Genomic DNA, 15,552 nt, shown 5'->3' on the forward strand with positions numbered 1-15,552 from the left:
GTTTTTGCCAATCCCCATTCACGATCCGCATCAGACTCCCGGCACGCTTAAACGCCTGCCGCTGCGCAAGGCGGCAGCGCTGTTCATCGTTGCGGTGTGCCTGTGCCTGTCCGGCTTGCTGTATCTGCAACTGGAGCAGACCCGACGCCAGGATCTGGCAAATGCGCAGATCGCCTCCACCAACCTGACCCGGGCCATGGCGCAGCAGGCCGAAGACACGTTTCTGGCCGCCGATCTGGTGCTCACCAGCCTGGTCGATTGGGTCGAGGACGATGGTTACGGCGCCGCGCAACGACCACGTCTGCAAAAAACCTTCGCGCGTCGGGTGCAACAACTGGAACAGTTGCATGGCATGTTCCTGTTCGATCGCGACGGTCAGTGGGTGATCACGTCATTTACGGATCTGCCTCGTGGCAATGGTGTGGCCGACCGTGAGTACTTCAAGTTTCACCAGCAGAACGTGTCCTCCGTGGCGCACATCGGCCCGGCGATTCGCAGCCGTGAGAATGGCGAGTGGATCATCCCGATCTCGAAACGCATCAACGACCGTGCCGGCAATTTCCAGGGCGTGCTGATGGCCGGGATCAAGATGGCGTACTTCGACCGGTTCTTCAAAAGCTTCAGCCTCGATGACAACGGCATCATGTTTCTCGGCCTCAAGGACGGCACGTTGCTGGCGCGGCGGCCGTTCGACGAAGGCCTGATCGGTTCGTCGCTGGCCAAAGGCAGGATTTACCAGAAGCTGTTGCCCGAAGCCCCGGCCGGTACCGCGATGATCAAGTCGGTGGTCGATGGCGTGGTGCGTCTGTACGGCTACCGGCAATTGGCGTCGTATCCGCTGGTGGTCGCGGCGGCGTCATCGCGCGATACGATTCTCAAGGGTTGGTATGAGCGGGCCTTTCAGTCCAGCGTGATTGTGGCGCTGGTGATTCTTGGCGTCGGCCTGTTCGGCTGGGTGTTCATTCATCAGGTGCGCGACGGCGAGCGTATCGAGAAAAACCTGCGCAAGGCGCAGCGCGCACTGGAGCAGATCGCTACCCACGACAGCCTGACAGGGCTGGCAAACCGGCGGCTGTTCGAGCGATCTCTGGAGATCGAATTCGCCCGGGGCGCACGGCAGTCGAGTCCGGTCGGTCTGATCATGCTCGATATCGATTTCTTCAAGCGCTACAACGATGCCTACGGTCACGTGGCGGGTGATCACTGCCTGACGCAGGTGGCGCAGGTGCTGAAGAATTGTACCCAGCGCAAGTCTGACCTGGCGGTGCGTTACGGTGGTGAGGAGTTTGCGGTGCTGTTGCCGGACACCGACATCAACGGCGCGCTGGCGATTGCCGGGCAGATCCGTCGCAGCGTGATGGACAAACGCATCACCCACAGCGGCTCGCCGACCGGGTATCTGACGGTGAGCCTGGGCTGCTATTCATTCATTCCCAGCGGCAATGACAGCCTCGAAGTGTTTATCCAGCGGGCTGACGCAGCGCTGTATCAGGCGAAAAATGCCGGCCGCAATCGCGCGGCGGTGTTGTCGCTGGATGCAGGCTTTGCCGAGTTGATTCGTTCGGATCGCTGACGTTTCGACGCTTCAAAAAGGGTGAGGGAGCAAGCTCCCTCACGCGGGTCTCATCACCAACCGTAACGCCGGTTCGTTCAGCTGCCCGAGCCACCGCCCGCACCGCCGGTTCCGCCCCCGGCCGCGCCTGTGCCACCGCCAGCGCCGGAGCCCGAACCCATGGCGCCGCCGTTGGTGCCGGTGCCGTTGCCAGAACCAGGGCTACCAGCGCCGTTACTGCCGGCAGGCGCACCCGGGGTGTTGTCCGGCGGCTTAGGCGTGCTTTTGTTGACGTCGGGGTTGGTACTCGATGTGCCAGAACTGTCGTTCGCCGCGAAGCTGGCAGCCGAGGTGGCGGCGAGCAGGCCGGCGAGCAACAAAGAGGTGAGGGTGCGTGTGGTCATGGTACGTCTCCAGTAAGGGTCGGTTACCTGACTTTGGTCTGACACTTTTGCCCGTTGGTGCCGATTGGCTGACGAGCGGTTGTTCAGCCTCAGCGCCTGTCGTCAGCCAGTTTCTGCTCCAGCGCCTGACGCACCTGCGGCCACTCGTCATCGATGATGCTGAAGCGCACCGAGTTGCGCTTGCGCCCGTCCGGCATGATCCGCTCGTGGCGCACGATGCCTTCCTGTTGCGCTCCGAGGCGCAGAATCGCGTTGCGCGACTTCTGGTTGTTCTCGTCGGTGGTGAACTGCACTCGCACGCAGTCGAGCACCTCGAAGGCGTGACGCAACATCAGGTATTTGGCTTCGGTGTTGACGAAGGATTTCTGCCAGCGCGCGGAGATCCAGCTGCTGCCGATTTCCAGCTTGCGATTGAGCGGGTCGATCTTCCAGAAACTGGTCGAGCCGATGACCTCGCCGCTATCCTTCAACACAATCACAAAGGGCATGACCGTGCCGGCGTCGCGGCCGTCCAGGGCCTTCTTCAGGTAGCTGTCGATGGTGCTCGCCGAAGGCACCACGGTGACGGTGAGGTTCCACAGTTCGCCGTCAGCGGCGGCCTGGAGCAGGGCGTCGGCGTCGGTGTACTGAAGCGGGCGCAGGAGGATGCGCGGGCCTTGCAGCGTGGTGAGCCTGGGAGCAGGTCTCGGCAGTTTGGGGCAGTGGCGAGCGCCTATTACGCCGCAGCCGGTTGATCCGATGCAACCACCGTCGCCGCTACAGAGTCACAATTTTCACACCTTGTCGCCGGAGTCTGGACGATGAAAAACCTGCGGATCGCCACGTTCAACGTCAACGGCCTGCGCGCACGCTTGCCGAACCTGCTGGAGTGGCTCAAGCGCGAGCAACCGGACATCGCGTGCCTGCAGGAACTCAAGTCAGTCGACAGTGCGTTTCCGGTAGCTGAACTTGAAGCCGCCGGTTATGGCGCGATCTGGCACGGTCAGGCGTCATGGAACGGGGTGGCGATCCTCGCCCGCGATGCGCAACCGCTGGAGAGCCGCCGCGGCCTGCCGGGCGATCCCGAGGACAAGCACAGTCGTTATCTGGAAGCGGCGGTGCACGGGGTATTGGTCGGCTGCCTGTACCTGCCCAACGGCAACCCGCAGCCGGGGCCGAAGTTCGACTACAAACTGGCCTGGTTCGAGCGCTTGATCCGCTACGCCAAGGATCTGCAAGGCAGCGATCATCCGGTGGTGCTCGCTGGCGATTACAACGTGGTGCCCACCGACATGGACATCTACAACACCCGCTCGTGGCTCAAGGATGCGCTGCTGCAACCCGAAAGCCGCGAGTGTTATCAACGGCTGCTTGATCAGGGCTGGACCGATTCGCTGCGCCATCTGTATCCCGACGATCGCCTCTACACGTTCTGGGATTACTTTCGTCAGCATTGGCAAACCAACTCTGGCCTGCGCATCGATCATCTGCTGCTCAATCCGGCACTCAGCCCGTACTTGCACGAAGCCGGTGTAGACGCCTGGGTGCGCAACGAACCGCATGCCAGCGACCATGCGCCGACCTGGATTCGCATCGGTTCGCGCAAACGTCGGTAACGTTGATTGGCGAAATCAATTGTCGGAATCGGCGCCCAATCCCGTATACATGTCGGCCAGCGGCGCAGCGATCCGCGGCCACATGCAAAAGGACTGAGCAATGAGCGAGCCACGTCTGGCGAATCCGACGTTGTACCTGCAACACCTGGGCTTCGATGCCCCACCGGCACCGACGCTGGAAACCCTGCGGCAGTTGCAGTTGCGCCATACCGGCATCTTTCCCTTCGAGAATCTGTCGACGATCACGGGTGCACCGGTGCTGATCGATCTGGCGTCGGTCGAACAAAAGGTTCTCCACGGTGGCCGTGGCGGGTACTGCTACGAGCTGAACAATCTGTTTCTGGCGTTATTGCTGGAGCTGGGCTTCGACGCCCGTGGCATCTCCGGGCGTGTGGTGCTGGCGCAACCCGAAGGCACGTGGACGGCGCGTACCCATCGCTTGAGCCTGGTAATCATCGATGGCGAGCGCTACATCACCGACGTCGGCTTTGGCGGTATGGTGCCGACCGCGCCGCTGCTGCTCGATACCGAGGCTGAACAGGCGACGCCGCACGAGTCCTATCGCATCGAGAAACAGGCCGATGGCTACATGCTGCGCGCCAATGTCGCCGGCGAATGGCGCGCGATGTACCTGTTTGATCTGCAACGCCAGGAAGACATCGATTACACCCTCGGCAACTGGTACGTATCGACTCATCCGGAATCACCGTTTGCTCAGCGGCTGATGGTTGCGCGCACTGGCGATGGCTGGCGCCGGACCCTGAACAACGGCAGTTTCGCGATTCATCATATGGGCGCCGCCAGCGAGCGACGCGAGGTGGCGGATGTCGATGAACTGCTTGAAGTGCTGGAGCAGGAATTCGGCCTGCGCGTGCCTGACCAGCCGCATGTGCGCCAGGCGCTGGGGCGGATGATTCTGCCAGCCTGACCATGCGACACGGGTCTAATTGAGCGCCGCTGGTCGCCATGAACACTATCAGCCTGGTGAGATAAAAACCGGGGACAGGAGTGGGTGTGTTCCCGGATTTGTGGGGGATCGAAGCGCCGGGATAGAAGCTTGGATGGCTACCTATCCATTATGTGACTGATAAGTTGTATACAACTCTATGGACATTTGTCACGAGTATTGAATACAGTGTGCGCATAACAAAAACCAGGGAACCCCCCACATGAAAACGCCCCATGTTTCACACCAACGGCCCGAGGACGAAAATCTCGGGGTCGGCGCGAATATGGCTTACGGCCTGCAACATGTTCTGACCATGTACGGCGGTATCGTTGCGGTGCCACTGATCATCGGCCAGGCGGCCGGGCTGTCGCCGGCGGACATTGGTTTGTTGATTGCTGCTTCATTGTTTGCGGGGGGGCTGGCGACACTGCTGCAAACCCTGGGTCTACCGTTTTTTGGCTGTCAGTTGCCGCTGGTGCAGGGTGTGTCGTTCTCCGGTGTGGCGACCATGGTTGCCATCGTCAGCAGTGGCGGGGAGGGCGGCTTCCAGTCTGTGCTGGGCGCGGTGATTGCCGCGTCGTTGATCGGCTTGCTGATCACCCCGGTGTTCTCGCGAATCACCAAGTTTTTCCCACCGCTGGTAACCGGCATCGTGATCACTACCATCGGTCTGACGCTGATGCCGGTGGCCGCGCGTTGGGCCATGGGTGGCAACAGCCATGCGCCGGACTTCGGCAGCATGCAGAACATCGGTCTGGCGGCGGTGACGCTGGTACTGGTGTTGCTGTTGAGCAAGGTCGGCAGCTCGACCATCTCGCGTTTGTCGATCCTGTTGGCCATGGTGATCGGCACGATTCTCGCGGTGTTCCTCGGCATGGCGGATTTCTCCGGTGTCGCCCAAGGGCCGATGTTCGGCTTTCCGACGCCGTTTCACTTCGGCATGCCGACCTTCCACTTCGCCGCGATCCTGTCGATGTGCATTGTGGTCATGGTGACGCTGGTGGAAACCTCGGCAGACATTCTGGCGGTCGGTGAGATCATCGGCACCAAAGTCGACTCCAAGCGCCTGGGCAACGGTCTGCGCGCGGACATGCTGTCGAGCATGTTTGCGCCGATCTTCGGTTCGTTCACCCAGAGCGCCTTCGCGCAGAACGTCGGGCTGGTGGCGGTGACCGGAATCAAGAGCCGTTATGTCGTGGCCACCGGCGGTGTTTTCCTGGTGATCCTCGGCCTGCTGCCGTTCATGGGGCGGGTGATCGCTGCGGTGCCGACGTCAGTGCTGGGCGGTGCCGGTATCGTGCTGTTCGGGACGGTGGCGGCGAGCGGGATTCGCACGCTGTCGAAGGTCGATTACCGCAACAACGTCAACCTGATCATCGTCGCAACCTCGATCGGCTTCGGAATGATCCCGATTGCCGCACCGAACTTCTACGATCATTTCCCGAGCTGGTTCGCGACCATTTTCCACTCGGGCATCAGCTCGTCGGCGATCATGGCGATCGTGCTGAACCTGACTTTCAACCACTTCACTGCCGGCAATTCGGACCAGCAGTCGGTGTTTGCCGCAGCGGAAGAGCGCACCCTGCGTTATCGCGACCTGGCGGCGCTGCGTGAAGGCGATTACTTCAGCGACGGTAAGCTGCACGATTGCGATGGCAAGGAAGTGCCGGTGATCGAGGTCGATGCCGATCATGACCACGGTCACGGTACGCCGAAGCCCCAAGTGAAGAGCAGCGAACACGTCTGATCGCTGAATGCATGAAAAGGGCCGATCTGTTGTGAGACAGATCGGCCCTTTTCGTTTCGCAGCAGATTTTCCATCGCCCACAAAAAAGCCCCTGAATCTTTCGATTCAGGGGCTTTGCTATTTGGCTCCACAACCTGGACTCGAACCAGGGACCCAATGATTAACAGTCATTTGCTCTACCAACTGAGCTATTGCGGAATTGGTGCGTATGTTACTGATTCAAAAAGAGAAGTCAAGCACGGGATATAAAATTTCTGGTTTGAGCAGGACGGACGGTGCTTTGTCAGCGATTAGCGATTACCAGAACCGCCTCACAGGTCTACCATGGCTGCCCGGAAGTGGACACACGCGCTGCCGGCCATTCGCCAAAAGGTACGCGCCATGACTCAAACCGTTCTGATTTCTCTTTCACGCGAGGTGTTCGTATGAGCGTCACGCAGATCAGCCTGCCCAAAGGGGTCGGCCCGCACGCCGAGAAACTCTTCGACGCGATTACCCAGGCCAGCACCGCTGAAGAGTTGAATCGCGCCGGCGGCAAGGCCGAAGGTTTCGTGCTCGGCCTGGAAAGCACCAAGGCAATCAAAAGCCAGATCGCCGAATCGCTGTACGTCGCCTATGACGATGCGGCCAGTCAGCGTGCGACGGAACTGGCTTAACCGCCGAAAGTGATGGTGCCGAGCATCAGCTTGGCATAAGCCGCGGTGGCGGCCAGTTGCACCAGCCACAAGGCCAGGCCACCAAGGAACACGCCCGCTGCGACTTGCAGTACCAGGCTCTTGTCGCGCTTGGCCGTGGTGCGAGGGATGAAATCATCCAGATCGTCTCGGTCGGCGCGCAGGTTGTCGTTTTTCATTTGGGTTCTCACAGAATTCCTGGATATATACGAAACCTGTGGGAGCGGGCTTGCTCGCGAAAGCGTCGGGTCAGTCGCCATGATCTTTGGCTGATACACCGCTTTCGCGAGCAAGCCCGCTCCCACAATTCAGATTTGTGTGCAGTTTAGAGGGAATGTTGCATTCCTTCGGACAAATAAAAAACGGGAAGCCCCAAGGCTTCCCGTTTTTCATTGCCAGGCGAAATCAGATGACCTGAACGATCGCATCCGTGACCGCTTTGATGTTGCTCTGGTTCAGTGCCGCGACGCAGATGCGGCCGGTATCCAGGGCGTAGATACCGAACTCGTTACGCAGGCGGTGCACCTGTTCGGTGGTCAGGCCGGAGTAGGAGAACATGCCGCGCTGACGGCCGACGAAGCTGAAGTCACGCTGTGGGGCTTTCTCGGCCAGCAGGGCAACCATCTGCTCGCGCATGCCGCGAATGCGCAGACGCATTTCTGCCAGTTCCGCTTCCCACTGGGCGCGCAGTTCCGGGCTGTTCAACACAGCGGCGACGATGCTTGCACCGTGGGTCGGCGGGTTGGAGTAGTTGGTACGGATCACACGCTTGACCTGCGACAGCACGCGCGCGCTTTCTTCTTTCGATTCGCTGACGATCGACAGGGCGCCAACGCGCTCGCCGTACAGCGAGAACGACTTGGAGAACGAACTCGAGACGAAGAAAGTCAGGCCCGATTCAGCGAACAGGCGCACAGCCGCCGCGTCTTCGTCGATGCCGTCGCCGAAACCCTGGTAAGCCATGTCGAGGAACGGCACGTGACCTTTGGCCTTGACCGCTTCCAGAACGTTTTTCCAGTCGGCCGGGGTCAGGTCGACGCCGGTCGGGTTGTGGCAGCAGGCGTGCAGCACAACGATCGAGCCGTTCGGCAGGGCGTTGAGGTCGTCGAGCATGCCGGCACGGTTCACGTCGTGGGTGGCAGCGTCGTAGTAACGGTAGTTCTGCACCGGGAAGCCAGCGGTTTCGAACAGCGCGCGGTGGTTTTCCCAGCTCGGGTCGCTGATCGCCACGACGGCGTTCGGCAGCAGTTGCTTGAGGAAGTCGGCACCGATTTTCAGTGCGCCGGTACCGCCGACAGCCTGAGTGGTGACGATGCGACCGGCAGCGATCAGCGGCGAGTCGTTACCGAACAGCAGCTTTTGCACCGCCTGGTCGTAGGCCGCGATGCCGTCGATCGGCAGATAGCCACGGGAGGCGTGCTGAGCAGCGCGAATGGTTTCGGCTTCGATCACCGCGCGCAGCAGGGGAATTCGCCCCTCTTCGTTGCAGTAAACACCTACACCCAGGTTGACCTTGGTGGTCCGGGTATCGGCGTTGAATGCTTCGTTGAGGCCCAGGATTGGATCGCGGGGTGCCATTTCGACAGCGGAGAACAGGCTCATTATTACGGCGGCTCTGAATGGAGAGTGGAGGGACGTGTCGCGCTCCAGCCGAATGCACTAGAGCGGTGCACAAACGGGGAGCTAGTATAGAGGCCATCACTGAGCGATGGCGACAGGCGATTCAGCTTTTCAGGCAAGTTTTTCCGATTATTTCTTGACCGTTAGTCTATTGACTCTGTCAGAGACTTTACCGGATGTAGGACGTTTGCCTTGAAAGGCGAGGCAATCGGCTCCACATTGAGCACAATCTTCGTTTTTCCTTGGGCGACAACGGTCGTTTGCGGTCATCCCCGTGGCTCGGCTGTTTTCTGCGCGAGCCGCGATCCCAGAGGTGTGTATGTCCGAATTCCAGCTAGTCACCCGCTTCGAGCCCGCCGGCGATCAGCCTGAAGCCATCCGCCAATTGGTGGAGGGCATCGAAGCCGGGCTGGCGCACCAGACGCTGCTCGGTGTGACCGGCTCGGGCAAGACCTTCAGCATCGCCAATGTCATCTCGCAGGTACAGCGCCCGACGCTGGTGCTGGCGCCGAACAAGACCCTCGCCGCGCAACTGTATGGCGAGTTCAAGGCGTTCTTCCCGAACAACGCGGTCGAGTATTTCGTTTCCTACTACGACTACTACCAGCCCGAAGCCTATGTGCCGTCGTCCGACACCTTCATCGAGAAGGACGCGTCGATCAACGACCACATCGAGCAGATGCGTCTGTCGGCGACCAAAGCGTTGCTCGAGCGCAAGGACGCGATCATCGTCACCACGGTGTCGTGCATCTACGGTCTGGGTAGCCCGGAAACCTATTTGAAGATGGTGCTGCACGTCGATCGCGGCGACAAACTCGATCAGCGCGCCTTGCTGCGGCGTCTGGCCGATCTGCAATACACCCGCAACGACATGGATTTTGCCCGGGCGACCTTCCGGGTGCGCGGGGATGTGATCGACATCTATCCGGCGGAGTCCGATCTAGAAGCGATCCGCATCGAGCTGTTCGATGACGAGGTCGAGAGCATTTCCGCGTTCGACCCGCTGACCGGCGAAGTCATCCGCAAGATGCCGCGCTTCACCTTCTACCCGAAGAGTCACTACGTGACGCCGCGCGAGACCCTGCTCGACGCCATCGAGCACATCAAAGTCGAGTTGCAGGAGCGCCTCGAATACCTGCGCAGCAACAACAAACTGGTCGAGGCCCAGCGCCTTGAACAGCGCACCCGTTTCGACCTGGAAATGATCCTCGAACTGGGTTACTGCAACGGCATCGAAAACTACTCGCGCTACCTGTCCGGGCGCCCGGCCGGTGCCGCGCCGCCGACGCTGTATGACTATCTGCCGGCCGACGCCTTGCTGGTGATCGACGAATCCCACGTCAGCGTGCCGCAAGTCGGCGCGATGTATAAGGGTGACCGTTCGCGTAAGGAAACCCTGGTCGAATACGGCTTCCGCTTGCCATCGGCGCTGGACAACCGGCCGATGCGTTTTGACGAGTGGGAAGGGGTGAGCCCGCAGACCATTTTCGTCTCGGCGACCCCGGGTAACTACGAGGCCGAGCATGCCGGGCGCGTGGTCGAGCAAGTGGTGCGCCCGACCGGTCTGGTCGACCCGCAGGTTGAAGTGCGTCCGGCGCTGACCCAGGTTGATGACCTGCTCTCGGAAATCACCAAACGCGTGGCGGTCGAGGAGCGGGTGCTGGTCACCACGCTGACCAAACGCATGGCCGAAGACCTCACCGATTACCTCGCCGACCACGGCGTGCGCGTGCGTTATCTGCACTCGGACATCGACACGGTCGAGCGGGTCGAGATCATTCGCGATCTGCGCCTCGGCACCTTCGATGTGCTGGTGGGGATCAACCTGCTGCGTGAAGGTCTGGACATGCCGGAAGTGTCGCTGGTGGCGATTCTCGACGCGGATAAGGAAGGCTTCCTGCGTTCCGAGCGCTCGCTGATCCAGACCATCGGCCGGGCGGCGCGGAACCTCAATGGCCGGGCGATTCTCTACGCTGATCGCATCACTGGCTCGATGGAGCGGGCGATTGGCGAGACCGAGCGTCGTCGCGACAAGCAGATCGCCTTCAACCTGGAAAACGGCATCACGCCGAAGGGTGTGTTCAAGGACGTCGCCGACATCATGGAAGGCGCCACCGTACCCGGCTCGCGCAGCAAGAAGCGCAAGGGCATGGCCAAGGCTGCCGAAGAAAGCGCCAAGTACGAAGCCGAACTGCGCTCGCCGAGCGAAATCACCAAGCGTATTCGGGCGCTGGAAGAGAAGATGTATCAGCTGGCGCGGGATCTGGAATTTGAAGCGGCGGCGCAGATGCGCGATGAGATTGCCAAACTTCGCGAGCGGCTGTTGGCGGTTTGATCTTCATCGTCTGACCGGGCCTCTTCGCGAGCAAGCCCGCTCCCACAGGGATTGATGGTGTACACAAAATGTGTGATCACCAAAGAAGCCTGTGAGAACTGACTTGGCCCCATCGCTGGCAAGCCAGCTCCCACAAGGATTGATGGTGTGCACAAAATGTGTGATCACCAAAGAAACTTGTGGGAGCGGGCTTGCTCGCGAAGAGGCCAGTGCAGACACCACAGAAATCAGTGAGCTTCCCCAGCCTTCAACCCCGCCGGCAATTTTCTGGTCAGCAAAATCGCCAGCATGCTGATCCCCAGCGCAATCCCGACAAAGTGAAACGCATCGTTATAGGCCATGATCAGCGCCTGCTGATGCACGATCTCGCTCATCTTGCCCAGCGCCGCGGTGTCGCTGCCAAACCGGTCGGTCATTGAGGCCATGCGTTCGGCCACTTGCGGGTTGGTTGGCACAATCGACTCACGCAGATAATCGAAGTAGGTCTTGGTCCGCGCATCCAAAAGCGTGGCGAGCAGGGCAATGCCGATCGCACCACCCAGGTTGCGCAGGATGTTGAACAGACTCGATGCCGACCCCGCGTCCTGCGGCAGGATGTACGCCGTGGCGATCAGCGAAATGGTGACCATGATCAGCGGCTGACCCAGCGCGCGGATGATCTGGATCTGATTGAACTGCGGCCCGGCGAAATCCGGGTTGAGCACCCCCGACGAAAAACTCGCCAGCCCGAACAAGCCAAAGCCCAAGGTGCACAGCCACTTCGGCGACACGAACTTCATCAGCTTCGGCACCAGCGGAATCAGGAAGAGCTGCGGCACGCCCATCCACATGATCACTTCACCGATCTGCAGGGCGTTGTAGTTCTGGATCTGCGCCAGGTACAGCGGCAGCAGATAAATCGAGCCATACAAGCCGACGCCCATGCCGAGGCTGGAAATGCTCGACAGGCCGAAGTTGCGATTGCGCAGAATGCCGAGGTTGATCAGCGGATTGGGTTTGGAAATCTGCACGATGACGAAGGTGATCAGGCTCAGCAGGGCAATGCTGCCCAAGGTCACGATCAGGTTCGATTCGAGCCAGTCCTTGCGATGGCCTTCTTCGAGAAATACCTGCAGACAACCGAGGCCGACACCCAGTGTGAGAATCCCGGTGTAGTCGGTGCTTTTCAGCAGTTCCCAGTGCGCTTCCTTCTTTTCCAGTCCGTACATCAGTCCGGCGATCATGATCAGCCCCGGCGGGATGTTGATGTAGAAAATGTATTCCCAGCCCCAGTTTTCCGTGAGCCAGCCGCCCAGTGTCGGGCCGATGGACGGGGCGAAGGTCGCGGTCATGGCGAACATCGCCATGCCTTTGGCGCGGTGGTGTTCGGGGAGTTTGATCAGGGTCAGGGTGAACGCCAGCGGAATCAGCGCGCCGCCGGTGAAGCCTTGCATGGCACGAAAGACGATCATGCTTTCGAGGCTCCAGGCCATCGAACATAGCAAGGATGAAATCAGAAAACCCAGCGACACCCACACCGCCAGCCGACGCGCCGAGAGCAGCTGCACCAGCCACGCGGTCAGCGGGATCATGATGATTTCCGCGACCAGGTATGAGGTGGAAATCCACGAGCCTTCTTCCAGCGTCGCCGACAGCGCGCCCTGAATGTCCTTGAGCGAAGAGTTGGTGATCTGAATGTCGAGCACTGCCATGAAGGCGCCGAGCATTACGCTCATCACCGCGATCCAGTCCCGCCGGGTCGGTTCGCCGACCGGGCGGATCAGCGAATCACCGGCCATTGTCTGGGGCGTCTTTGATATTCACGGTGGCGGTGACCGACATGCCCGGGCGGATCTTGCCGTGCAGCGGGTTGTCGGCCTTGAACGTCAGTTTCACCGGAATCCGCTGCACGACTTTGGTGAAGTTGCCGGTGGCGTTGTCCGGCGGCAGCAGGCTGAACTGCGCACCGGAGGCGGCGAACAGGCTGTCGACCCGTGCTTCGATCGGCGTGTCACTGTAGGCGTCGAAGGTCAGCTCGGCTTTTTGTCCGGGGAGCATGCGGCCGATCTGAGTTTCCTTGAAGTTGGCCTGCACCCAGATGTCTTCATCGGGGACGATCGACAGCAGATAGGCGCCGGCCTGCACCACCTGGCCATTGCGTGCAGCACGCTGGCCGACCATGCCGCTAATCGGCGCGTGGATTTCGCTGCGGGTCAGGTTGAGTTCGGCTTGCGCCAGATCGGCGCGGGCGTTGGCGATCTGCGCGTCGAGGCGTTTGATCTCGGCAGTCAGTGCGTTGACCTGCTGGCGCTGGCTCTGTGCATCGGCCTGGGCCTTTGCCACTTGCGAGCGGGCGATATGGGCGTCAGCGGAGAGGGTGGTCACCCGCTCCTCGGAAACGTAACCGGGTTTGCGCAGGGTTTCGGCGCGCGACAAATCGACCTGCGAGCGGCCCAGCGTGGCCTGCGATGCGGCGACTTGTGCGTCACTGGAGGCGATCAGACTGGCCTGCTGAGTCAACTTGCTCTGTGCCTGCAAACGCTCGGCTTCGCGGGTGGCGAGGGCGGCGTTGGCGCGATCGACGGCCAGGCGGAAATCAGCGGGTTCAAGGCGCACCAGCAACTGGCCCTTTTCCACATGCTGGTTGTCCTGCACCAGCACTTCGTCGATGCGTGCGCTCAATTGGCTGGAGACGCGGGTGATCTCGCCCTGGACATAGGCGTTATCGGTGCTTTCGTAAAACCGGCCCTTGAAAAACCAATGGGCGAAGAAGCCCCCGGCAATCAACAGAACCAGCAGCAGGAAAATAAACAGGCGACGCTTGAGTTGGGCAGGCATGAGGCAAACTGTAGTCGAGGAATTGTAAGGAAAGTTCTCTGCGGCTGAATCTGGCATACAGCCGATAAACGGTAAATGCCAATGGCTGATATTCGGCCCGTCACCACGGTCTATGGGCGTTACAGACGCAAACTTGGCTTAAATGCCCTGTCCGCTGGAGCGGGGCGGGTGTCGCCTGTTACCATTCGCGGCTTGATTGTTCTTTGCTTTTCATTCTTTTCGAGACATGCCATGACCACCGTCCGCACTCGCATCGCGCCATCGCCTACCGGGGACCCCCACGTAGGTACCGCTTACATCGCATTGTTCAACTACTGCTTTGCCAAGCAGCATGGCGGTGAGTTCATCCTGCGCATCGAAGACACTGACCAGTTGCGTTCGACCCGCGAGTCCGAACAGCAGATCTTCGACGCCCTGCGCTGGCTGGGTATCGACTGGAGCGAAGGCCCGGACGTTGGCGGCCCGCACGGTCCGTATCGGCAGAGCGAGCGTGGCGATATCTATCAGAAGTATTGCCAGCAACTGGTCGACATGGGCCACGCGTTCCCGTGCTTCTGCACCGCTGAAGAGCTGGACCAGATGCGCGCCGAGCAGATGGCGCGCGGCGAAACCCCGCGTTACGACGGCCGCGCGCTGCTGCTGTCGAAGGAAGAGGTCGCGGCCCGTCTGGCGGCTGGCGAACCGCACGTGATCCGCATGAAAGTGCCGACCGAAGGCGTCTGCGTAGTGCCGGACATGTTGCGCGGCGATGTCGAGATCCCGTGGGATCGCATGGACATGCAAGTGCTGATGAAGACCGACGGCCTGCCGACGTACTTCCTCGCCAACGTGGTCGACGACCACCTGATGGGTATCACCCATGTGCTGCGGGGCGAAGAATGGCTGCCATCGGCGCCGAAATTGATTCTGCTGTACGAATACTTCGGCTGGGAACAACCGGAGCTGTGCTACATGCCGCTGCTGCGCAACCCGGACAAGAGCAAGCTGTCCAAGCGCAAGAACCCGACCTCGGTGACGTTCTACGAGCGCATGGGCTTCATGCCGGAAGCGATGCTCAACTACCTCGGTCGCATGGGCTGGTCGATGCCGGACGAGCGCGAGAAGTTCTCGCTGCAGGAAATGGTCGACAACTTCGACCTCAAGCGCGTGTCGCTCGGCGGGCCGATCTTCGACATCGAGAAACTGTCGTGGCTCAACGGTCAGTGGCTGCGTGACCTGCCGGTGGAAGAGTTCGCCGCACGCGTGCAGAAGTGGGCGTTCAACTCCGAATACATGATGAAGATCGCACCGCTGGTGCAGGGTCGCGTGGAAACCTTCAGCCAGGTTGCACCGCTGGGCGGCTTCTTCTTTGCCGGTGGCGTGAACCCGGATGCCAAGCTGTTCGAGTCGAAAAAGCTCTCGGGTGACCAGGTGCGTCAACTGATGCAACTGATCCTGTGGAAGCTGGAAAGCCTGCGGCAGTGGGAGAAGGACAACATCACCGCAACGATTCAGGCAGTGGTCGAATCCCTCGAGCTGAAATTGCGTGACGCGATGCCGCTGATGTTTGCCGCCATCACCGGGCAGGCCAGTTCGGTGTCGGTGCTCGATGCAATGGAAATCCTCGGCCCGGACCTGACCCGTTTCCGTCTGCGCCAGGCGATCGACCTGCTGGGCGGTGTGTCGAAGAAAGAAAACAAAGAGTGGGAAAAGCTGCTGGGCGCGATTGCCTGAGCACGTCTGACTCTGCAGTAACCACCGAAGGCCGGGATCGTTTGATTCCGGCCTTCGGCGTTTTTCCCCCGGATTTTCGGGGGGAGGGCGGTAAGTGATTGTTATGCCGACAAAAAACTTTGAAATTTTTCAAAAATAAGTTTGAC

The 15,552-nt window shown here is 60.4% G+C and carries 13 protein-coding genes and 1 tRNA gene; 7 read left to right on the forward strand and 7 right to left on the reverse strand.

Annotated elements, in window-relative coordinates; genetic code table 11:
* Positions 1–4 precede the first annotated feature (4 nt).
* Positions 5–1,573 carry a sensor domain-containing diguanylate cyclase gene (locus LCH64_RS09035; RefSeq protein WP_226500026.1) on the forward strand — a complete coding sequence of 523 codons (1,569 nt, stop codon included), beginning with the start codon at positions 5–7 and terminating at the stop codon, positions 1,571–1,573.
* A gap of 77 nt (positions 1,574–1,650) precedes the next feature.
* On the opposite strand, the gene LCH64_RS09040 is transcribed toward LCH64_RS09035, so the two are convergent.
* A complete protein-coding gene (locus tag LCH64_RS09040; RefSeq protein WP_003226473.1) occupies positions 1,651–1,956 on the reverse strand; it encodes a hypothetical protein in 306 nt (101 codons plus the stop codon).
* Between the two features lie 89 nt (positions 1,957–2,045).
* A complete protein-coding gene (locus LCH64_RS09045) occupies positions 2,046–2,648 on the reverse strand; it encodes a GNAT family protein (RefSeq protein ID WP_226500277.1) in 603 nt (200 codons plus the stop codon).
* Between the two features lie 108 nt (positions 2,649–2,756).
* Here LCH64_RS09045 and xth point away from each other — a divergent pair, with 108 nt between their 5' ends.
* The 3 genes from xth (at position 2,757) to LCH64_RS09060 (ending at position 6,247) form a co-directional block, all read left to right on the forward strand.
* Positions 2,757–3,551: an exodeoxyribonuclease III gene (gene xth / locus LCH64_RS09050; protein WP_003226468.1), complete on the forward strand. Its 795-nt coding sequence runs from the start codon at positions 2,757–2,759 to the stop codon at positions 3,549–3,551.
* 100 nt (positions 3,552–3,651) lie between these two features.
* On the forward strand, positions 3,652–4,479 hold the full coding sequence (locus LCH64_RS09055; protein WP_226500027.1) for an arylamine N-acetyltransferase: 828 nt from the start codon (positions 3,652–3,654) through the stop codon (positions 4,477–4,479).
* Between the two features lie 241 nt (positions 4,480–4,720).
* Positions 4,721–6,247, forward strand: coding sequence for a nucleobase:cation symporter-2 family protein (locus tag LCH64_RS09060; protein ID WP_003226461.1), 1,527 nt, complete (start codon positions 4,721–4,723; stop codon positions 6,245–6,247).
* A gap of 122 nt (positions 6,248–6,369) precedes the next feature.
* On the opposite strand, the gene LCH64_RS09065 is transcribed toward LCH64_RS09060, so the two are convergent.
* Positions 6,370–6,445 (reverse strand) — tRNA-Asn (locus tag LCH64_RS09065).
* 227 nt (positions 6,446–6,672) lie between these two features.
* On the opposite strand from LCH64_RS09065, the gene LCH64_RS09070 reads away from it, so the two are divergent.
* The gene (locus tag LCH64_RS09070) at positions 6,673–6,903 is read left to right on the forward strand and encodes a hypothetical protein (RefSeq protein ID WP_003226459.1); all 231 of its coding nucleotides are present in this window, start codon (positions 6,673–6,675) and stop codon (positions 6,901–6,903) included.
* Here LCH64_RS09070 and LCH64_RS09075 read toward each other — a convergent pair.
* On the reverse strand, positions 6,900–7,100 hold the full coding sequence (locus tag LCH64_RS09075; RefSeq protein ID WP_003226457.1) for a hypothetical protein: 201 nt from the start codon (positions 7,098–7,100) through the stop codon (positions 6,900–6,902). The genes LCH64_RS09070 and LCH64_RS09075 overlap by 4 nt on opposite strands.
* A 226-nt stretch (positions 7,101–7,326) precedes the next feature.
* Positions 7,327–8,523 carry an amino acid aminotransferase gene (locus LCH64_RS09080; RefSeq protein WP_223007820.1) on the reverse strand — a complete coding sequence of 399 codons (1,197 nt, stop codon included), beginning with the start codon at positions 8,521–8,523 and terminating at the stop codon, positions 7,327–7,329.
* 337 nt (positions 8,524–8,860) lie between these two features.
* Here LCH64_RS09080 and uvrB point away from each other — a divergent pair, with 337 nt between their 5' ends.
* Positions 8,861–10,876 (forward strand): excinuclease ABC subunit UvrB, encoded by a 2,016-nt coding sequence (uvrB, locus tag LCH64_RS09085; RefSeq protein ID WP_003226454.1) that lies wholly within the window; start codon positions 8,861–8,863, stop codon positions 10,874–10,876.
* Positions 10,877–11,103: 227 nt separating this feature from the next.
* On the opposite strand, the gene LCH64_RS09090 is transcribed toward uvrB, so the two are convergent.
* Both LCH64_RS09090 and LCH64_RS09095 read right to left on the reverse strand, forming a co-directional pair.
* The gene (locus LCH64_RS09090) at positions 11,104–12,594 is read right to left on the reverse strand and encodes an MDR family MFS transporter (protein WP_226500278.1); all 1,491 of its coding nucleotides are present in this window, start codon (positions 12,592–12,594) and stop codon (positions 11,104–11,106) included.
* 49 nt (positions 12,595–12,643) lie between these two features.
* A complete protein-coding gene (locus LCH64_RS09095) occupies positions 12,644–13,693 on the reverse strand; it encodes an HlyD family secretion protein (RefSeq protein WP_103522046.1) in 1,050 nt (349 codons plus the stop codon).
* A 231-nt stretch (positions 13,694–13,924) separates the two neighbouring features.
* Here LCH64_RS09095 and gltX point away from each other — a divergent pair, with 231 nt between their 5' ends.
* Positions 13,925–15,406 (forward strand): glutamate--tRNA ligase, encoded by a 1,482-nt coding sequence (gene gltX / locus LCH64_RS09100; RefSeq protein WP_103484287.1) that lies wholly within the window; start codon positions 13,925–13,927, stop codon positions 15,404–15,406.
* The last annotated feature ends 146 nt before the right edge of the window (positions 15,407–15,552 follow it).

This window comes from Pseudomonas sp. MWU16-30322, from assembly GCF_020515535.1.
In the GTDB taxonomy this organism is placed as follows: domain Bacteria; phylum Pseudomonadota; class Gammaproteobacteria; order Pseudomonadales; family Pseudomonadaceae; genus Aquipseudomonas; species Aquipseudomonas fluorescens_H.